This is a genomic window from Halobellus rarus (assembly GCF_024494595.1).
In the GTDB taxonomy this organism is placed as follows: Archaea; Halobacteriota; Halobacteria; order Halobacteriales; family Haloferacaceae; genus Haloquadratum; species Haloquadratum rarum.
Genome location: NZ_JANHDI010000001.1, coordinates 530,151 through 547,669, shown reverse-complemented (window position 1 = coordinate 547,669; position 17,519 = coordinate 530,151). Strand labels below are relative to the sequence as shown.

19 protein-coding genes and 1 tRNA gene are annotated in these 17,519 nt (G+C 67.0%); 9 read left to right on the top strand and 11 right to left on the bottom strand.

Features of this window, described 5'->3' with window-relative positions; all coding sequences use genetic code 11:
- Positions 1 to 25: 25 nt before the first annotated feature.
- Both NO876_RS02910 and NO876_RS02905 read right to left on the bottom strand, forming a co-directional pair.
- Positions 26 to 868, bottom strand: coding sequence for an ion transporter (locus NO876_RS02910; protein WP_256420154.1), 843 nt, complete (start codon positions 866 to 868; stop codon positions 26 to 28).
- Positions 869 to 945: 77 nt separating this feature from the next.
- Positions 946 to 1,332 carry a hypothetical protein gene (locus NO876_RS02905; RefSeq protein WP_256420153.1) on the bottom strand — a complete coding sequence of 129 codons (387 nt, stop codon included), beginning with the start codon at positions 1,330 to 1,332 and terminating at the stop codon, positions 946 to 948.
- A 247-nt stretch (positions 1,333 to 1,579) separates the two neighbouring features.
- Between NO876_RS02905 and NO876_RS02900 the strand changes: the two genes are divergently transcribed.
- The 3 genes from NO876_RS02900 to NO876_RS02890 all read left to right on the top strand — a co-directional run bounded on the left by NO876_RS02900 (position 1,580) and on the right by NO876_RS02890 (position 6,220).
- Positions 1,580 to 3,400, top strand: a complete 1,821-nt coding sequence (locus NO876_RS02900; RefSeq protein WP_256420152.1) for an asparagine synthase-related protein — start codon at positions 1,580 to 1,582, stop codon at positions 3,398 to 3,400.
- Positions 3,393 to 4,559, top strand: a complete 1,167-nt coding sequence (locus NO876_RS02895; protein WP_256420151.1) for a carboxylate--amine ligase — start codon at positions 3,393 to 3,395, stop codon at positions 4,557 to 4,559. Before NO876_RS02900 ends, NO876_RS02895 begins: the two co-directional genes overlap by 8 nt.
- Before the next feature lie 545 nt (positions 4,560 to 5,104).
- Positions 5,105 to 6,220, top strand: a complete 1,116-nt coding sequence (locus NO876_RS02890) for a glycosyltransferase (RefSeq protein ID WP_256420150.1) — start codon at positions 5,105 to 5,107, stop codon at positions 6,218 to 6,220.
- 166 nt (positions 6,221 to 6,386) lie between these two features.
- On the opposite strand, the gene NO876_RS02885 is transcribed toward NO876_RS02890, so the two are convergent.
- From NO876_RS02885 to NO876_RS02875, 3 genes are all read right to left on the bottom strand, one after another.
- A tRNA-Val gene (locus tag NO876_RS02885) sits at positions 6,387 to 6,461 on the bottom strand.
- A gap of 85 nt (positions 6,462 to 6,546) precedes the next feature.
- The gene (locus NO876_RS02880; RefSeq protein ID WP_256420149.1) at positions 6,547 to 7,080 is read right to left on the bottom strand and encodes a cob(I)yrinic acid a,c-diamide adenosyltransferase; all 534 of its coding nucleotides are present in this window, start codon (positions 7,078 to 7,080) and stop codon (positions 6,547 to 6,549) included.
- Entirely contained in the window at positions 7,077 to 7,322 is a 246-nt protein-coding gene (locus NO876_RS02875) for a glutaredoxin family protein (protein ID WP_256420148.1), read from the bottom strand. The genes NO876_RS02880 and NO876_RS02875 overlap by 4 nt, the downstream gene beginning before the upstream one ends.
- 118 nt (positions 7,323 to 7,440) lie before the next feature.
- On the opposite strand from NO876_RS02875, the gene NO876_RS02870 reads away from it, so the two are divergent.
- A complete protein-coding gene (locus NO876_RS02870; RefSeq protein WP_256420147.1) occupies positions 7,441 to 7,635 on the top strand; it encodes a zinc finger HIT domain-containing protein in 195 nt (64 codons plus the stop codon).
- Positions 7,636 to 7,681: 46 nt separating this feature from the next.
- Here the strand turns inward: NO876_RS02870 and pyrF are convergent, their stop codons facing one another.
- Positions 7,682 to 8,491 (bottom strand): orotidine-5'-phosphate decarboxylase, encoded by an 810-nt coding sequence (gene pyrF / locus NO876_RS02865; protein WP_256420146.1) that lies wholly within the window; start codon positions 8,489 to 8,491, stop codon positions 7,682 to 7,684.
- Between the two features lie 293 nt (positions 8,492 to 8,784).
- On the opposite strand from pyrF, the gene hmgA reads away from it, so the two are divergent.
- Positions 8,785 to 9,996 (top strand): hydroxymethylglutaryl-CoA reductase (NADPH), encoded by a 1,212-nt coding sequence (hmgA, locus tag NO876_RS02860; protein WP_256420145.1) that lies wholly within the window; start codon positions 8,785 to 8,787, stop codon positions 9,994 to 9,996.
- Positions 9,997 to 10,005: 9 nt separating this feature from the next.
- Here the strand turns inward: hmgA and NO876_RS02855 are convergent, their stop codons facing one another.
- From NO876_RS02855 to NO876_RS02840, 4 genes are all read right to left on the bottom strand, one after another.
- Positions 10,006 to 10,389: a hypothetical protein gene (locus NO876_RS02855; RefSeq protein WP_256420144.1), complete on the bottom strand. Its 384-nt coding sequence runs from the start codon at positions 10,387 to 10,389 to the stop codon at positions 10,006 to 10,008.
- 6 nt (positions 10,390 to 10,395) lie between these two features.
- Positions 10,396 to 10,938, bottom strand: a complete 543-nt coding sequence (locus NO876_RS02850) for a DUF5817 domain-containing protein (RefSeq protein ID WP_256420143.1) — start codon at positions 10,936 to 10,938, stop codon at positions 10,396 to 10,398.
- Positions 10,939 to 11,039: 101 nt separating this feature from the next.
- Positions 11,040 to 12,302 (bottom strand): isocitrate dehydrogenase (NADP(+)), encoded by a 1,263-nt coding sequence (gene icd / locus NO876_RS02845; RefSeq protein ID WP_256420142.1) that lies wholly within the window; start codon positions 12,300 to 12,302, stop codon positions 11,040 to 11,042.
- A gap of 185 nt (positions 12,303 to 12,487) precedes the next feature.
- Positions 12,488 to 13,348 (bottom strand): hypothetical protein, encoded by an 861-nt coding sequence (locus NO876_RS02840; RefSeq protein ID WP_256420141.1) that lies wholly within the window; start codon positions 13,346 to 13,348, stop codon positions 12,488 to 12,490.
- Positions 13,349 to 13,524: 176 nt separating this feature from the next.
- Between NO876_RS02840 and NO876_RS02835 the strand changes: the two genes are divergently transcribed.
- Positions 13,525 to 14,184: a DsbA family oxidoreductase gene (locus NO876_RS02835; RefSeq protein WP_256420140.1), complete on the top strand. Its 660-nt coding sequence runs from the start codon at positions 13,525 to 13,527 to the stop codon at positions 14,182 to 14,184.
- A 6-nt stretch (positions 14,185 to 14,190) separates the two neighbouring features.
- On the opposite strand, the gene NO876_RS02830 is transcribed toward NO876_RS02835, so the two are convergent.
- A complete protein-coding gene (locus tag NO876_RS02830; protein WP_256420139.1) occupies positions 14,191 to 14,637 on the bottom strand; it encodes a winged helix-turn-helix transcriptional regulator in 447 nt (148 codons plus the stop codon).
- 145 nt (positions 14,638 to 14,782) lie between these two features.
- On the opposite strand from NO876_RS02830, the gene NO876_RS02825 reads away from it, so the two are divergent.
- The 3 genes from NO876_RS02825 (at position 14,783) to map (ending at position 17,515) form a co-directional block, all read left to right on the top strand.
- Positions 14,783 to 15,808, top strand: a complete 1,026-nt coding sequence (locus tag NO876_RS02825) for a ring-cleaving dioxygenase (protein WP_256420138.1) — start codon at positions 14,783 to 14,785, stop codon at positions 15,806 to 15,808.
- On the top strand, positions 15,805 to 16,485 hold the full coding sequence (locus NO876_RS02820) for an alpha/beta hydrolase (protein ID WP_256420137.1): 681 nt from the start codon (positions 15,805 to 15,807) through the stop codon (positions 16,483 to 16,485). The genes NO876_RS02825 and NO876_RS02820 overlap by 4 nt, the downstream gene beginning before the upstream one ends.
- 139 nt (positions 16,486 to 16,624) lie before the next feature.
- Positions 16,625 to 17,515, top strand: coding sequence for a type II methionyl aminopeptidase (gene map, locus NO876_RS02815; protein ID WP_256420136.1), 891 nt, complete (start codon positions 16,625 to 16,627; stop codon positions 17,513 to 17,515).
- Positions 17,516 to 17,519 lie beyond the last annotated feature (4 nt).

Here is a 17,519-nt window from a genome sequence, read left to right as displayed (position 1 = left end):
ACGAGCGCCACCCTTCGAGCGGCTCTCACTCACGGGAATCTGCTTCCTGGTAGATCACGTGACCACAGGCCTTGCAGTGGGACGCGTCCGGGTCGTGATACGCCAGCCCACAGTCGGGACACGTGACGTTGACCCGCTCTCTGGACGTCCACTCTCTGAGGATCTTACTCGCCTGTCGGGGGATCAGGACGATGGCGGCCAAGATAGCGGTCACAGTGACCCACCGTCCGGCGGCCGTCGCCGGGACGATATCGCCGAAACCCACCGTCGAGAGCGTGACGACCGTGTAGTAGAACGCGTCCCCGAACGTCGCGATGCCGGGATTCGATCCGCGTTCCACACTGTAGAATAGCCCGGCGGAGGTGAACAGCAGGACGAGAATCGTGAGGAACAGTTTCATCGCACGGAGCGTGTTGTCCGAGACGGTCCCGAAGAAGAACTCCGCGTCGGCGGTGAACCGGTAGAACCGGAGCACACGAACGATCCGGATCGCGCGTAAGAAGCCGATATTCACGATCCCGCCTGAGACCGGCAGCAGCACGACCGAAACCGTCGGGAGAATCGAAAGCAGGTCGACCATCGTGTACCCGTTAGAGAACTCCGCGATCCGATCGCGCGCACCGTACAGCCGGAGCAGATACTCCACCGCAAACACGAATGCGATTCCGATTTCGAGCTGCCAGAGGACCGACCGGCCCGTGGCACCAACCGGATACGTTTCGACGACGAAGATACCGACGAAGAGTAGATTCAGTCCCAACAGCGCGATATCGATCGCCTTTCCGATCGGCGTCTGGTGATCCAGGAGATAAAACCGGATCAGCCCTCGGACGCTTCGGTCGTCCGATCCGGAGACGGTGTGCTCCATCGGCGTTCTCTTGGCGACGAACCGTAATGAGTGCCGGTGACCACAGGCGGACGGGAGACCGCGGGGACCGAACCGAACTAGTCGGTGTCCCGTCTGAAGGATTCGGGAAGCGGGACGACGCGGAACACGTAGTCGTCGTAGACGCCGTCGAGGTTCGTCGGGCTCTCCTCGTCCGTGTGGTCCCGACAGAGCGCCGCCGTTGCCTCGACAGCGCCTTTCCCGGTCTCCTCTTGATACCGTTCGAGCACGAGAAATTCCGCGGATTCCTCGCAGTTGCGCCGGTGACACGTGAGAGGAACGTCGATCGAGTCGCCGCCTTCACCGCTCGTCGCCGGTTCCCCCCGGTCGTCGGCAGGCGGTTCGGCCTCGTCCGTACGGGCCAGGGCCTCCTTGAGTGCTCGCTCTCGCTGACGTCGCTCCTCGTCTGCCGCTTGGTTCTCTCGTCCCTCTTTCGTATCGGCCATACCTGTCAATTCGGCTCCAAGCAACATAAAGCCCGAGCGCGGCGGTCGATTCAGGTCGTGTACGAGTCGGAGCGGATATATCGAGTGGGATCCGGATTCGCCTTCGAACCTCGGGCTTCCGACTCGATACTGTTTAGCCGAGGGTTAGCGGTGTCCGTACCGGTAGTGGCCAGAATTGAGGACGTTACAGAGCGAATAACGAAGATACATCCAATTATCAAGATGATATGTACTCCTCGATACAGATATGAACCCCTTTGAATATCAATATTCCACGGACTGTCTGGAGGCGCAAGATGGGACGGAGTCAGTACGCGGCGGAGACGGAAACACACCCATCGAGTGGACACACAGACACGGCGGACGGGGTGCATCCCTCACGTATCTCCCAGACGACCACAGGGGAGTGTGGAAGTACGAGGCCGGCGACCGGGTCGGTATCCTCTGTGGGGCCGTCACGAACCTCGACGAGCTGGGGACGACACACGACGAGTTGTTCGAGCGACTGCTCGACGGCGACGCCGCGCTCCCGGCCGAGATCGAGGGCGCGTTCCTCCTCGTCGGTCACGACGCCGCGACGGATCAGTGGACCGTCGTAACCGACAAGCTCGGCTCGAGACCCTGTTTCTACACGACTGACGGGCGCTGGTTCGCGGACAGCGTCGGGACGCTCGTCTCGCGGCTGCACGAACCGGCGGTCGACCTGCAGGCGGTGGCCGATATGCTGCTTATGGGGCACCTGTGGGGTGACCGGACGCTGGTCGAGGGGATCCGGATGGTCCGGCCGGCGACGGTGCTCCGGGCGACCAACGGGACCGTCTCCACGGAACGGTACTGGCGGCCGAACTACGAGGAGGCGGAGGCCGACGAGCGCTACACGCGTGAACTGGTCCGGCGGTACCGGCAGGCCGTCGCGCGAACCGCGAGGACGCTACCGGCAGAGGCCGGAATCTGGCTCTCCGGTGGGCTCGACAGCCGTACGACGGTGGCGGTCCTGAACGACGTCGGACGGACAGATTCGACCGACTTCCGGCGATTGCGAAGCTTCACCTACGACTCGAACCCGCCGACGAAGGACAATCCCGAGATCGCTGCCCGGGTCGCAACGGCGCTCGGTATCGAACACGAGGAGGTTCCGCTGACCGACGAAACGTTCGCCGAGGTATTCGAGCGAGTCATCGAGGCGACGGACGGGACCATCCAGTGGAATTCCCTCGCCAACCTCTCGGCGACGTACAACATCGATTCCCTCCCACCGGTGATGCTCGAGGGGATGCAGGGCGAGCTGGTCGGCGACCACCCGTTCCGCTACCATCTAGAGAGCGACTCCGCCGTCGAGGCGCAGTACGCGAGCGAGGCCGCTCGGACACCCGAAACGGTTCGCGGACTACTCACCGTCGACGTCGACCCCCTCGCCACGTTCCGTGAGGAGGCCGCACGTTCACCCGAGTCAACCCACAGGGGGACGGTGCTCGACGCCCACTTCCAGAACTACTACAGCCGGAGTACGTTGATGAGCGACCGGGTGATGCGCAAGCGGACCGGGAGCCGGACCCCGCAGGTCGACGGCGACTACCTGGAGTGGTGTGCACGGCTCCCGCAGGCGTACCGAAAGGGGACGTTCCCTTTCACCGAGCACTTCGTCCGCTCCGACGCCGGCGGCGTCCCCCTGGGGACCTCCCGGGCGAAACTGGCGCTCTGTCGGCGACTCGCCCCCGCGGTGGCAGACGTCACCTACGAGCGGACGAAGACGAAGCCGTCGTGGCTGTACCCGGCCCACGCCGTCGGATTCGTGCTGAACGTTCTCGTCGGCCGCCTCCGCGGGGAAGCCACCTACGGCAACGGCTCGCTCGCCGACCAGTGGATCCGCGACACCGACTCCGAGGTCCACCGTCTCGTCGCGGGACTCGTCGAAGACGCCTGCGAGCGGCCGCTGTTCGACGCGGCGACGGTTCGAGCGGCGTTCGACGAACATATGAACGGAGCCAACAACGCATCCCTGCTCGCGAGCATCACCACGGTCGAGTACTGGCTCCAGCACCACCTCGATCCGGTCGCAAATGAGTGACGAATCCGCGGGGAGAGTACTCGTCCTCGAGACACACCGGCGACAGGGGATCGTGGCGGTCCGAACCCTGGGTAGACACGGGCTCGAGGTTACCGCGGGCTCCGACGAGCGATTGAACTCCGGGGGGTTCTCCCGGTACGCGAGCCGTCGGTTCCAGTACCCGCATCCCAGACTCGGCGAGACCGCGTTCGTCGACGCGCTGGAGCGCGAGCTCACGGAGCGACAGTACGATATGCTCCTCCCGCTGACGGCCGTGACGGTCCCATCCGTCGTCCGGAACCGCGAGCGGGTCGAAGCCCACACCACCCTCCCCTTCCTCCCGTTCGAGCGGCTGGAAGTCGGCCTGGACAAGGCGTATACCTTCGAGGCAGCCCGGGAGGCGGGCGTACCGGCGCCGGCCACGCTCGCCCCGACGACGCTCGACCTCGACGCCGTCGCGACGGAGATCGGCTACCCGGCGGTCGTCAAGCCGCGCCGTGCAGCGGGGGGGTTCGGGGTCCACGTCTGTGAGTCACCCGACGAACTCGAACGCGTGTTCGAGGAGGTCAGGGCACAGTACGGTCCGTCAGTCATCCAGGAGTTCGTCCCCAACGGCGGGGAGGTAGGGGTGTACACCATTTACGACTGCTCGTCGACCCTGACCGGGGTGACCGTCCAGCGCCGCCTCCGGACGAATCCCCCGGGCGGCGGCGCGAGTACGCTCAGAGAGACCATCGCCGCCCCCGAACTCGTCGCGGTGGCCGACCGGCTGTTCACCAGCATAGACTGGAAGGGTGTCGCTATGGCGGAGTTCCGGGTGGACCCGCGGGACGGCAAGCCGAAGCTGCTTGAGGTGAACCCGCGCCTATGGGGGAGTCTTGCGCTCTCGGTGTTCGCCGGCGTGGAGTTCCCGTACCTGCTCTACCAGCTGGCGACGACCGGACACTGTGAGTCCTCGCTGACGTACCGGGTCGGCGTCCAAGCACGGAACCTGACCGGTGACATCGGTCACCTCCTCGCCCGGGAGGACAAGGCTCGAGCGCTGAGGGAGGTGCTCGGACGGGACGACGCCCCACGAACCGACGACGTGCTCGCGCTCGCCGATCCGCTTCCGGGTGCGTGTCACCTGTTCCGGGCGGGGTCGTCGCTGGTCGCGTCAGCCGTTCCGCTCCCTCGGTGAGGCGGATTACCGGTGGATTCCAGGGGCCACAGCGCTGTCTACGAACGGCCGGCCAGTCGGCGTGACGATGAGGTGAAGCGGGACGGTCTCGAGACGGCGGTCGAGCCGAATGTCGTCCGTGCCCTGGGAACGCCCCGTTCCGACCAGGGAGGGTCACGGGCGCTCAAGGTGGTGCTCGTCCTGCTGGTTCTCGTCCCGGTGGTCGGTGTCGGCTCGGCCTCCCGAAAGACGGCGAAGAGTACACCGAGCTGTACTCGTGACGACGAAGCGACTTCCACGAACGGTCGCACGCTGTCGATAGGGTAGCTGGTTTCTAACAATGATAGTAGACACCAAACAGTAGCCGAATGAAGAGTACCAAGCCGGTGGCAACGTGGGGGAGACACCGGAATGAGAGAGGCGCCAGGACGGGACTACTCGGCGGAATACCCGTAATCGAGCCGCTCCTCGCTTCCAGACGAACCACCGACGCGGGAGATGGACATACAAATCGATCGACAGGTGCGAACAGTGGACCGAGACTGACGTTCTACATCCCGAATCTTATGACCGGCGGGGCCGAGCAGGTGACGGTCGCCATCGTCAACGGGTTGTCCGCAGGCGGCCACGATGTCGAACTAGTCGTCTCAGACCTCAGGGGTCGACTCGCGGAGAAAATCTCACCGGATGTCACCGTCACTGAACTCGGACCAATACTCCCGGGACTCGGTATCGCCACCCACGTTCCAGCGCTAGCCAGATACCTCCAGCGCGTGCAGCCGGCGATCATCTTCCCGCAGATGACCCACGCGAGCGTCGTCTGTCTGGCAGCGAACCGGCTGGTCGACGTCGACACGGTCATCGTTCCGGTCAAGCACTGTGCGTTCGGGGAGTCCCCGTCCCAAACGACGAAAGGTCGGGCACTGGAGTACCTGGCCATCAGGCTGTTTCCGACGGCCGATCACGTCGTTGGCGTCTCACAGGGCGTCCTCGACAGTATGGTTGAGCGGATGGCTCTCGATCCGGCCGAGATGTCGGTCCTGCACAACCCTGTCGATATCGGTGCGATACGCGAACAGGCCGCCAGTCCGGTTGACCACGAGTGGATCGAGGACGACGACCTGGACGTCGTCGTCTTCGTCGGCCGACACGAGGAGCAAAAGGACCTCGAGACGTGGTTGCGAGCATTCGCCGAAGTCCACGAGTCGAACCCGAACACGAGGGGGGTTCTGGCCGGTACGGGCTCGCAGCGTGAGCGCTTGCTAAACCTCGCCGAGACGCTCGGTATCGGGGATGTCGTGTCGTTCCCGGGATACGTCGAGAACCCGTACCGTTACATGTACCGAGCCAGCGTGTTCATGCTCTCCTCCCGCTTCGAGGGGCTTCCCACGGTACTCATCGAAGCGCTCGCCTGTGGGACCCAGATCGTCGCCACCGACTGTCCGAGCGGCCCTCGGGAGATACTGCTTGAAGGGGGCGGGGTGTGCGGTCGACTCGCTCCAGTGGGCGATGCCTCGGGGCTCGCCGCAGCCGTTCTGGAGACTCTCCGACACCCACTGCCGGAGATGTCCCTGCGGCAGCGGGCCGCGGATTTCACCCCGGAGGTCGTCCTCGGTGAGTACGAACGGTTTATCGAGCGTCAAGTCGGGGGGCGGAGATACGCAACGAGTGAGCAGAACTGAATCCGGCGACCGATCCTGAAAGCGTGAACGCGTGCAGGCGGACCTGGACGCGGCCGCATTCCACACGTACGGGCTGGAGCACGACCTCCCTGGCTCGAATCCGCCTGGAACGCCATTTTTGCGGCGCGACTCGTCATTCGGTTCCTCGTGATGCGCCGCAGAAACATGGGTCGGGGCGGATTCGAACCGCCGGCCTGCTCCGTGTGAAGGAGCCGTCATAACCGGACTAGACCACCGACCCGCGCATCGATTCTTCCCCGTCGCCGGACTTAAGCGTTCTTCTTCGGCGCGTTGGCTTCGACCGCGACGACGGAACCGACGCCGGATCAGTACGACGGCGACTCCTCGGGGACGCCGTCTCGGGCGTTGACCAGACGCGCGAGGACGAACAGGGCGTCGGAGAGCCGGTTGAGATACCGGATCGCTTCCCCGTTAACTGGTTCGTCGGCCGCGAGGTCGACCGCGCGGCGTTCGGCCCGGCGGACGACCGCCCGCGCGTGATGCAGCGTCGCTCCGGCCTCGCTTCCGCCGGGGAGAACGAACGACGTCAGCGGGTCGAGTTCCGCCTCGGCCTCGTCGATGGCGTCCTCGACCTCCTCGACGTGCGTCGCGGTCACCACGGGATCGTCGTCCTCGGGAGCAGGGTTCGCGAAGTCCGCCTGGATAACGTGGAGATGGTTCTGAATTCGTTCGAGCGTCTCGTCGACGTCGTCGTGGCCGGTCGGTCGAGCGGTACCGACGAGCGCGTTCGCCTCGTCGACCGTCCCGTAGGCCTCGATCCGGGCGCTCGTCTTCGAGACCCGCGACATATCCCGCAGGTCCGTCATTCCCTCGTCGCCGCGGCCGGTGTAGATCTTCATTGGTCCGCGAGCGTGCGCTCGACGTAGGACAGGATGTTCTCGCTCTCGTTCATCGTGACGCCCCGCTCGTCGTCGACGAGCACGGGAACGGCGCGCTGCCCGCTCACGCGCTTTACCTCGTCGCGTTCGGAGTGCAGCCCCTCGACCCAGACGGTCTCGTAGTCGACGTCGTGCTCCCCGAGCGCGTCGTGGACGTCCTCGCAGAACGGACAGCCGTCGAGCGCGTACAGCGTGATGCTCATACACACCGTTGGGAACGCCGGGGCAAAGAGCGTTGCTCGTCGGCTGGTCACCGAACCGACGTCCGGACGCAGCCGTTCGTCCCCGTGACTAAAGTGAACGCCGAGCGTACTCCCGACTATGAGCGTGACAGGTGTCTGCCAGGTGTGCGAGCGCCGCGAGGCCGAGTACGCCTGCCACCGCTGCGGGGCGGCCGTCTGTTCGGTCCACTTCGACACCGAGCAGGGCGTCTGCGTCCACTGCGCGGATCCGGAGGGTAGCGAGGACGTCTTCTCGGAAGGCGATACCGACGACGAGGTCCCGGAATTCCGGTAACACGAAAAAAGGCCGGTCGAGTCGGGAGGTTCCGGAATGCCGTCGATCAGTCGCTACGATACTGATTCAGCCGTCGCTTCAGCCGTCGGGCCGCGTCGCCGGCGGCCCTCGCGAACGCTTCGCCCTGATCCTCGCCGGCGAAGATGATCCCGCGCGAGGAGTTGACGAGGCCGACACCCTCCGACAGTCCGTGCTCGACGGCGGCCTCGGCGTCGCCGCCCTGCGCGCCGATTCCCGGCACGAGGAAGGGGAGGTCGGGGACCTGCTCGCGGATCGATTCCAACTCGTCCGGCGCGGTCGCGCCGACGACGAGCCCGACGTTGCCGTGTTCGTTCCACAGGTCCGCGAGCGCGGCGACCCGCTCGTAGACGGTCTCGCCCGAATCCAGTTCGAGGTCCTGGAGGTCCGCTCCGCCGGGGTTCGAGGTCCGACAGAGGACGAAGACGCCCTTGTCGGCGCGGTCGAGAAACGGCTGCAGCGAGTCCCGTCCCATGTACGGGTTGACGGTGATCGCGTCGACGTCGTCCAGCAGTTCGGCGTACTGCCGCGTCGTGTTGCCGATGTCGGCGCGCTTGGCGTCCAAGAGGACCGGGACGTCCTTGCCGTCGGCGTAGGCGATGGTCTCCCGGAGCGACCGCCAGCCCTCCGCGCTCTCGTAGAACGCCGCGTTCGGCTTGTAGCATGCGGCGTGCTCGTGTGTCGCGTCGATGATCCGGCGGTTGAACGCCCACTGCGGGAGGTCCTTCTCGAGGAGGTGCTCGGGGAGTCGCGAGCGGTCGGCGTCGAGGCCGACGGAGACGACGCTGTCGGTCCGCTCGATGCGGTCGCGGAGTCGCTGGAAGAACGGCGCGGTCATAGTCGATGCTCCCCGCGAGGCGACGAGTATAGTAGCGTTTGCAAGTCTTCCCTCACTCGACCGCACGAGTGCGTGCGGTCGGATGAGCAGTCAGTTGCAAACGCTACTATAGGTTTCCCTTCCGGGCGCGCAGTCGCGCCGGACGTTCCAGACGCCGCCCGCCGGAAAGCCACCACCCAACGCTCCCCGCGAATCCGGCCATCGGCGAACGCGACTCCGCTCGGCGAACGACGAACCCCACCCGCGTCGGGAAAACCGGAAACCGTTAGGGTCGCCCCGGGGAATGGGCCGATATGACAGACGCCGCCGACCTCGCCGCGCGCGTCCGCGAGGGGGACCTCCGGCTTCACGAACTGGACGACCACGCCGACGCCGACGTCGCCGCCGCGGCGCGTCGACTGCTCGTCGAGAGCGAGACCGGCGCGACGCTCGACGCCGTCGGAAACTACGGCTTCCCGGCCGAGCGCGCGGAATCGAACATCGAGAACATGCTCGGCGCGGTCCAGGTGCCGCTGGGCGTCGCCGGCCCCGTCTCCGTGAACGGCGGTGCCGCCGGCGGCGAGACGTACCTGCCGATGGCGACGACCGAGGGGGCGCTGCTGGCCAGCGTCAACCGCGGCTGTTCGGTGCTCTCGGCCGCCGGCGGCGCGAACGCGCGGATCATCAAGTCCGGAATGACCCGCGCGCCGGTGTTCCGCGTCGCGGACGTGATCGAGGCCGAGGCGCTCGTCTCGTGGGTCCGCGACAACACCGAACGGCTGGTCGAGGCGGCGGAGTCGACCACGAGCCACGGCGAACTCCTGGACGTGACGCCGTACGTCGTCGGCAACTCCGTCTATCTCAGATTCCGCTACGACACGAAGGACGCGATGGGGATGAACATGGCCACCATCGCGACCGAAGCGGCCTGCGGCGTCGTCGAGAGCGAGACCGAGGCGGACCTCGTCGCCCTCTCGGGGAACCTCTGCACGGACAAGAAGCCCGCCGCGATCAACGCCGTCGAGGGGCGCGGCCGCTCGGTGACGGCGGACGTGACGATCCCTCGCGAGGTCGTCGAGGAGCGCCTGCACACGACGCCGGAGGACATCGCGGAACTCAACACCCGGAAGAACCTCGTCGGGTCGGCGAAGGCGGGCAGCCTCGGGTTCAACGCCCACGTCGCGAACGTCGTCGCCGCGATGTTCCTCGCGACCGGGCAGGACGAGGCGCAGGTCGTCGAGGGCGCGAACGCCATCACGACCGCCGAAGTGCGCGACGACGACCTCTATCTCTCGGTCTCGCTGGCGTCCCTGGAGGTGGGGACGGTCGGCGGCGGCACCAAACTCCCGACGCAGTCGGAAGCGCTGGACGTCCTGGGCGTCCGCGGCGGCGGCGACCCCGCGGGCTCGAACGCCGACGCCCTCGCGGAGTACATCGCCGTCGGCGCGCTGGCCGGCGAACTGTCGCTGCTCTCTGCGCTCGCCTCGCGGCACCTCTCCAGCGCCCACGCGGAGTTGGGGCGGTAGGCCGCCGGACTAGTTCTTCGGCGTCGACTCCGCCTCGGCATCACCGGCCCCGAGCGCCCCGACGACGAGCAGCGTCCCAACGGTCACGAGCCCGATTCCGACGGCGAGAAGCGGCGTTTCGGGAACCGCGACTCCGCCCGCTGACGAACCCCCCGCCCCGAGGCTCACCGAGAGCGCGAGCCAGCCGACGCCGGACAGCGACAGGCCGGCCCCGCGTCGTCGCTGTCCTTCCACCATCGCGGCCGTCGCGAGGAAGGTGTGCCCCGCGAGGAACGCGACGCCGGCGACGACGAGTCGCCCCGTGACCGCCAGGACCGCGCCGCCGACGAAGCAGAGCGCGACGACGCCGCGAGCGGCGGACCCGACGGTTCCGGTTCCGCTAATATCCGACATCGACGGTCAGAGCAGGCGGTACGCGCCGCCCGACTCCGTCACCTCGCCGCGTCGGGACAGCTTCGTCAGTATCTCGCGGGCCTTTTCGGCCGGCACGCCGCGCTCCTCGGCGTAGCTCGCGACGTCGTCGGCCGTCGGCGCGTCGCACTCGCGCAGCGCCTCGCGGACCACGTCGATCCGGCTGCCGGCGGATCCGGCGCTCGTTCCCCGCTCCGCGCGTTCACCGGCCGCCGCGACTTCGTCGGCGTCGAGACCGGAGCCTTCGAGGTACTCGGTGTCGTCGACCGTTCCCCCGCGCTCGCCGATCTCGCGTTCCATCTCCGCGACGTGGGCCGTCTCCGCGAACGCCTCGCTGTTGCCGCCGCGCTTCGCGAGCAGCGCCGCCCGCCCCTGCCTTGCGGCCTCGCGGTTCTCGTCCTCGACGAAGCGGCGGAGCTTCTTCGTTCGATGCGTCCGCCCGCAGCGCGGACACGTCGCGGTCTCGGCGGCCCGCGGATCCTGCAGGATCCACAGGTGCTCGCAGTCGGTGCAGCCGACGACGGCGTACATACCGCTCCGTTCGGCGCTGTCGGATTTGAACCTTCGGCCTCCCGACGCCTCGAAAAAGAACGATTCTCGGAGCGCGAGAAACGCGAGTGGCGCTCGCAGCCTCAGGCGAGGTCGTGGATGTTCTCGACGACCGCCTCGGCGAACTCGCTCGTCGCGAGCTTCGTGCCGCCCTCGATCTGTCGGTGGAGGTCGTAGGTGACGTCGCCCGAGGAGATGGTCTTCTCGACGGCGTCGCGGATCAGTTGGCCGGCGTCCTTCCAGCCGAGGTACTCGAACATCTCTCGACCCGAGAGGATCATCGCGGTCGGGTTCACCTTGTCCTGACCGGCGTACTTGGGCGCGGAGCCGTGAACCGGTTCGGCCAGACAGAGCCCGTGACCGTAGTTCGCGCCCGGCGCGATGCCGAGCCCGCCGATCTGTGCGCCGGCGGCGTCGGACATGTAGTCCCCGTTGAGGTTCATCGTCGCGATGACGTCGTACTCGTCCGTCCGGGTGAGGAGCTGCTGGAGCATATTGTCCGCGATGCGGTCGTTGACGACCAGCGTGCCCTCGGGTGCCTCGCCGTCGTACTCCTCCCAGAGTTCGTCCTCGACGATCACGTCGTCGCCGTACTCCTCGTCTGCGACCTCGTAGCCCCAGTCGCGGAACGCGCCCTCGGTGAACTTCATGATGTTCCCCTTGTGGACCAGGGTGACGGTGTCGCGGTCGTTCGCGAGCGCGTAGTCGATGGCCTCGCGGACCAGCCGCTTCGTGCCGAACTCGGTGATCGGCTTGACGCCGATGCCGACCGGTCCGTCGTGGATCACGTCGTCTGCGCCCATCTCCTCTTCGACGAACTGCTTCACCTGCTCGACCTCGTCGGTGCCTGCCTCCCACTCGATGCCGGCGTAGACGTCCTCGGTGTTCTCCCGGAACGTGACCATATCCATCGCGCTGGGGTCCTTCACGGGCGAGGGGACGCCGTCGATATGATAGGTCGGGCGGACGTTCGCGTAGAGGTCGAGTTTCTTGCGGAGTGCGACGTTCAGCGAGCGGAAGCCCGCGCCGACGGGCGTCGTGAGTGGGCCCTTGATCGCGACGCGGTGGTCTCGGATCGCCTGCACCGTGTCCTCGGGCAGGTTCTCACCGTACTTCTCCCGGGCGGACTCGCCGGCGTAGACGCGCATCCACTCGACGGAGCGACCGGTCGCCTCCGCCGCGGCGTCGAGGACCTTCTGCGCCGCCGGTCCGACGTCGGTGCCGATCCCGTCGCCGTGGATGATCGGGATGATCGGCGTGTCCGGAACGTCCAGTTCCCCGGTCTCCTCGTCGGCGAGCGTGATCTTCTCCCCGGAATCGGGGACCTCGATCTGGTCGTAGCTCATAAACATCCGGCTCTTTCCGCACCGGGCGTAAATTACTGCCGTTATCGTTGCGACCTCCGGCAAAATTACGGGGGTATATCACCGACACAGTCTCGTACCGGAGGCGCGACGCTCCCGCGAAGGCTGCAGTCGACGTCGAGCGCGGGGACACGCCGCAACTCCACGACGAGCCACGAACACGCGTTTCACTCCACGACGAGCCAGGGGACGTCCACGAGCGCGGGGATGTGCGTCTCGATGTGGTGTTCCCAGACGCCCTCCTCACCGAAGGCCTCCCCGTGGTCCGCGGTGACGACGACCGTGCCGTCGAGTTTCGGGACCAGGTCGGCGATCGATTCGAGCGCGATGCGGAGGTTCTCTTCGTGGAGTTCGAAGGCGGTCTCGCGGGTCCCGTTCTGGACGAGGTCGACGGGGTCGAGTTCCAGCCACAGTCCCGCCTTCTGGGCGAGTTCGCTGCCCTCCAGAGCGCTCTCGATCCGGGGGCGAACGGTCTGGCCGAGCGCGGCGATGGGGCCGCCGCCGTCCGCCGCCGTCGTCTCTTCGTCTTCCTGTCTGCGGATGCCCTTCTGTATCTGTTTCAGCTTCTGTCCCGTACCGCGAGAGAGATACGGCGCGTGCGGTTGCATATAGTGGAGGACCGTCCGCTCGTTGCGCTCGACGAGGTCCCGTCGCTCCGTCAGCGACGCTTCGAGGTTCTCGGGGGGGACCGTCCCGAGTTCGTCGTCCCAGCCGTGTTTCCAGACGTCGACGACGTCCGCGATGTGCTCGTTCGCGGTCCACTCGTAATCGCAGCTGGCACCCCATTTGAGTTCGTTCAGCGGAATTCCGAGATCGTTGATGAAGGGATTGCCCGAGAAGTACGCGATGTCGTGGTGACCGGTAAACGTCCGGGAGGCCCACTCCGGCGTCGACGACCCCGCGCTCCGGCGTTTTTCGACCGTTCCGTCGAGATACTCCTCGTAGACGTCACAGAACACGTCGTAGCGGCACGCATCGAGGACCAGACAGTAGTCCCAATCAGACGTCAGGAAGTCCTGCGCTTTCATCACCGGCCGAGAGTTGTCACTCGGGGACCGTATGTGTACTGCTTCCCGACACCTCAGGGAGGCGGTCGGTGCCGTTCCTGGTCCGCAAGGCGACTGTTCCGCGTTCCTCGTCGCCCGGTCCGCCCCCGCGCACACGCGGGACGACTTCTTACGTGCGGCGCTCTTCCCATCCGGAGATGTCAGACGCCACCGCCGAATCCGAGACAGCGACGTCGACCGATCGCATCACCGTCTACTCCGATTACGTCTGCCCGTTCTGCTATCTCGGGCGACGCTCCCTCTCGGAGTACCAATCCGAGCGCGAGGAGGAACTGCGGATCGACTGGCACCCGTTCGACCTCCGCTCGGGCAAGCGGAACGCCGACGGGACGATCGACCACGACGCCGACGACGGCAAGGACGACGCCTACTACGAACAGGCCAAAACGAACGTCCGAAAGCTGCGGGAGAAGTACGGCGCCGACGAGATGGCGGTCGAGTTGGCGACCGACGTCGACTCCCTGCCCGCGCAACTCGTCTCCGTGGTGATCCGTGATCGATACGGGTACGAGACCTGGCTCGACTTCGACGAGGGCGTCTTCGAGGCGCTGTGGCACGACGAGCGAGACATCGGCTCGGAGGACGTGCTCGTCGATATCGCCGAAGACGTCGACGTCGACGCCGACGTCGTCCGCGAGGCGCTCGGCGACGACGAACGGCGGTCCGCGCTCGAATCGCAGTTCCGCGAGGCCCAGCGCCAGGGCGTCACCGGCGTGCCGACGTTCGCCTACGAGGGCCACGCCGCCCGCGGTGCCGTTCCGCCCGAACAGCTCCGACGGCTCGTCGAGGGCGTCTAACCCCGGTTATTCGGCCGTTTCCGACACCGTTTCCCGTTCCGAATCGCTCGTCTCGCCGTCGCCGGCCTCCTCGTCCGTCGAACCGCCGTCGGCGGCCACGGCCGCGGGGTCCTCGCCGGTCGGCGTCGCGTGCAGCCACTCGTCGGCCCACGCCTCGATCTCGTCGAACACGGGACACAGCGACCGCCCCTTCGGCGTCAGCGAGTAGTACGTCGCCACCGGCGCGTCCTCCTCCAGCCGGCGATTGACGAACCCGAGTTCCTGGAGGTCGTCGAGGACGCGCGAAAGCGTCCGGGAGCTGGCGTCCGTCGAGCGCTTGAGTTCGTTGAAGCGCTTCTCGCCCTCTTGGAGGTCGTGCAGGACGATGAGCCGCCACTGCGATCCGATCTGTTCGAGCGAGTCGATCACCGAGCACGCGTCCTCGTCGTATTTGTCCTGAGAGTCTGGGGACACAGGCGTCACCTGGTCACACCTTCGTCCGCGAAGATACAAATGGTTTCGCTTCTTTAGTAGGTAACAGAGCGATACCGGATTGGCCTGGCGCGCGGATCACCTGTTCGGGCAGGACCCTTCCGGAACGCGAGGAGACACAGACACTATGCAAACCGACGGAATCCACCACATCTCGGCCGTCGCGGGCGACCCGCAGGAGAACCTCCGGTTCTACACGGCGGTCCTCGGACTGCGACTCGTCAAGCGGACGGTCAACTTCGACGACGCGACGACGTATCACCTCTACTACGGCGACGATACCGGCTCGCCGGGTACCGCGCTCACCTTCTTCCCCTTCGAGGGGACGCGGCAGGGACGGCCCGGCCGCGGGCAGGCGGTCGCGACCGCCTTCGCCGTCCCCGAGGGCAGTCTCGACTACTGGGCGGAACGGCTCCGGAAGTCGAACGCGACGGTCGGCGAGCGGCGGACCCGCTTCGACGCGGCGGTCCTCCCGTTCGAGGACCCGGACGGGCAACCGCTCGAACTGGTCGAGACCGATCCCGCGGACTCGCCGATCGAACCGTGGAGCGACGGCCCGGTGCCCGACGAGCACGGGATTCGGGGCTTCTTCGGCGTCACGCTGCACTCCGCGGAGCCGGACGCGACGGCGAACGTGCTGGACGTTCTCGGCTTCGACCGCGTCGGCTCCGAGGCCGACGCCGACGACGGGGCCGAACGCGTCCGCTACGCCGCTGCGGGCGACCACGCGACCGTCGTGGACGTCCTCCACCGCGGACCGCCGCGGGGCCGTCCCGGGGTCGGTACCGTCCACCACGTCGCGTTCCGCGCCGCCGACGAAGACGAGCAGCTGGCCTGGCGCGAGCGCCTCTCCGACTCGGGGCAGTTCGTGACGCCGCAGAAGGACCGCCAGTACTTCCGGTCGATCTACTTCCGGGAGCCCGGCGGAATCCTCTTCGAGATCGCGACCGACGGCCCGGGATTCGGGATCGACGAGTCGGCCGAGGACCTGGGTTCTGAGCTCAAACTCCCGTCGTGGCTGGAGGACGAGCGCGAGCGTATCGAGTCGGCGTTGCCGCCGCTGGAAGCGAGCGGTGACGACTCGCCGTCCGGGGAGGCGGCGTCCGCGGCGGAAAGCGAAAAGGCCCAGGCGGACGGAGGGTCGAGCGAATGAACCGACGTACCTCGAACGCCGACGGGACCCCGGATACCGACGCCGACCCGCACGCCGAGCAGCCGATCCGAACCGCCGGCGCGTCCCCGGAGGACGCCGACGCCGCGGTCGTCCTCGTCCACGGCCGGGGCGCGCGGGCCGACGGGATGCTCCAGTTCGCCCGGGAGTTCGGCCGCGACGGCATCTACTACGTCGCCCCGCAGGCCCAGCGCGGCACCTGGTACCCCAACCGCTTCCTCGCGCCGATCGAGCGGAACCAGCCCCACCTCGACTCGGCGCTCGCCCACCTCGGCCGAGCGATCGGGGAGGCCCAGTCGGGCGGGCTCCCCACCGATAAAGTGATCCTCGTCGGGTTCTCTCAGGGCGCCTGTCTCGTCTCGGAGTTCGTCGCGCGCGATCCGAAGCGCTACGGCGGCCTCGTGCTCCTCTCGGGCGGCCTGATCGGCGAGGAGGGCACCGAGTTCGACCACGCGGGCGACGTCGACGGAATGCCCTTCTTCGTCGGCGTCAGCGACGACGACCCCCACATCCCGATGTCGCGCGCGGAGGAGACCGCCGAGGTCTTCGAACGGCTGAACGCCGACGTCCGATTCGACCGCTACGAGGGCCGCGGCCACGGCATCTTCGAGGAAGAGATCGAGTACCTCGAAGACCTCGTCGCGGCCGTCGCCGGCTGAGCGTTTCTCGTGGGCGTCGACGGCTGTGCGGTTCCCTGGCCGTCGGCGGCTGGTCTCCGCTGCAGTCATCGGTAACCACCGCGACCAGACCACCGACGCCTTCGGAACCTCTTTGGGTCGTTCGTCCGATGACTCCGGTATGAGCGACGGACCCCTCGACGAGGAGACGCTGGAGAAGTACAGGGAGGCCGGAACGGTCCTTCGGGAGGTGCTCGACGAGGCCGCCGAGATGGTCGAACCGGGCGTCACACAGCTGGAAGTCGCCGAGTTCGCGGAGGCGGAGATCCGAGCGCGCGCCGACGGCTGCGCGTTTCCCGCGAACATCAGCGTCGACGAGGAGGCCTCACACGCCTCCCCGGGACGCGACGACGACACAGAGTTCGGCGAGGAGATGGTCTGTCTGGACTGCGGCGTCCACGTCGACGGTTACATCGCCGACGCCGCGGTGACGGTCGACCTCTCCGGCAACGCCGAACTCGTCGAAGCCGCCGAGGAGGCGCTCGACGCCGCCCTCGACGCGGTCGCGCCGGGCGTCGAGACCGGCGAGGTCGGCGCGGAGATCGAGGACGTCATCCGCGGGTACGGCTACACGCCCGTTCTGAACCTCTCTGGCCACGGCGTCGAACAGTGGGACGCACACACCGGGCCGACGATCCCGAACCGCGGGACCGACCGCGGAATCGAACTCGAAGTCGGCGACGTCGTCGCAATCGAACCGTTCGCGACGACCGGTCGCGGGAAAGTCACCGAGGGGTCGAAAGAGGAGATCTACAGCCTCGAACGCGATCGATCGGTGCGGAACCGCTCGGCGCGGCAGGTCCTCGAACAGGTGAGAGACGAGTACAAGACGCTGCCCTTCGCGGCCCGCTGGCTCGACGAGCCGCGGGCGGAGATGGCCATCAAGCGGCTGGAACAACAGGGCGTCCTCCACGGCTATCCCGTCCTGAAGGAGGACGACGGCGAACTCGTGAGCCAGGCCGAACACACCGTCGTCGTCACCGAGGACGGCTGTGAGATCCTGACAGCGTGAGTGA

Coding starts and splice junctions, on each gene's coding strand:
- hmgA (WP_256420145.1), top strand. CDS start 8,785: ATGACAGACGCCGCCGACCTCGCCGCGCGCGTCCGCGAGGGGGACCTC.
- NO876_RS02905 (WP_256420153.1), bottom strand. CDS start 1,332: ATGGCCGATACGAAAGAGGGACGAGAGAACCAAGCGGCAGACGAGGAG.
- NO876_RS02910 (WP_256420154.1), bottom strand. CDS start 868: ATGGAGCACACCGTCTCCGGATCGGACGACCGAAGCGTCCGAGGGCTG.
- NO876_RS02895 (WP_256420151.1), top strand. CDS start 3,393: ATGAGTGACGAATCCGCGGGGAGAGTACTCGTCCTCGAGACACACCGG.
- NO876_RS02840 (WP_256420141.1), bottom strand. CDS start 13,348: ATGAAAGCGCAGGACTTCCTGACGTCTGATTGGGACTACTGTCTGGTC.
- NO876_RS02880 (WP_256420149.1), bottom strand. CDS start 7,080: ATGAAGATCTACACCGGCCGCGGCGACGAGGGAATGACGGACCTGCGG.
- NO876_RS02855 (WP_256420144.1), bottom strand. CDS start 10,389: ATGTCGGATATTAGCGGAACCGGAACCGTCGGGTCCGCCGCTCGCGGC.
- pyrF (WP_256420146.1), bottom strand. CDS start 8,491: ATGACCGCGCCGTTCTTCCAGCGACTCCGCGACCGCATCGAGCGGACC.
- NO876_RS02875 (WP_256420148.1), bottom strand. CDS start 7,322: ATGAGCATCACGCTGTACGCGCTCGACGGCTGTCCGTTCTGCGAGGAC.
- map (WP_256420136.1), top strand. CDS start 16,625: ATGAGCGACGGACCCCTCGACGAGGAGACGCTGGAGAAGTACAGGGAG.
- NO876_RS02870 (WP_256420147.1), top strand. CDS start 7,441: ATGAGCGTGACAGGTGTCTGCCAGGTGTGCGAGCGCCGCGAGGCCGAG.
- NO876_RS02820 (WP_256420137.1), top strand. CDS start 15,805: ATGAACCGACGTACCTCGAACGCCGACGGGACCCCGGATACCGACGCC.
- NO876_RS02890 (WP_256420150.1), top strand. CDS start 5,105: ATGACCGGCGGGGCCGAGCAGGTGACGGTCGCCATCGTCAACGGGTTG.
- NO876_RS02900 (WP_256420152.1), top strand. CDS start 1,580: ATGAACCCCTTTGAATATCAATATTCCACGGACTGTCTGGAGGCGCAA.
- NO876_RS02825 (WP_256420138.1), top strand. CDS start 14,783: ATGCAAACCGACGGAATCCACCACATCTCGGCCGTCGCGGGCGACCCG.
- icd (WP_256420142.1), bottom strand. CDS start 12,302: ATGAGCTACGACCAGATCGAGGTCCCCGATTCCGGGGAGAAGATCACG.
- NO876_RS02835 (WP_256420140.1), top strand. CDS start 13,525: ATGTCAGACGCCACCGCCGAATCCGAGACAGCGACGTCGACCGATCGC.
- NO876_RS02850 (WP_256420143.1), bottom strand. CDS start 10,938: ATGTACGCCGTCGTCGGCTGCACCGACTGCGAGCACCTGTGGATCCTG.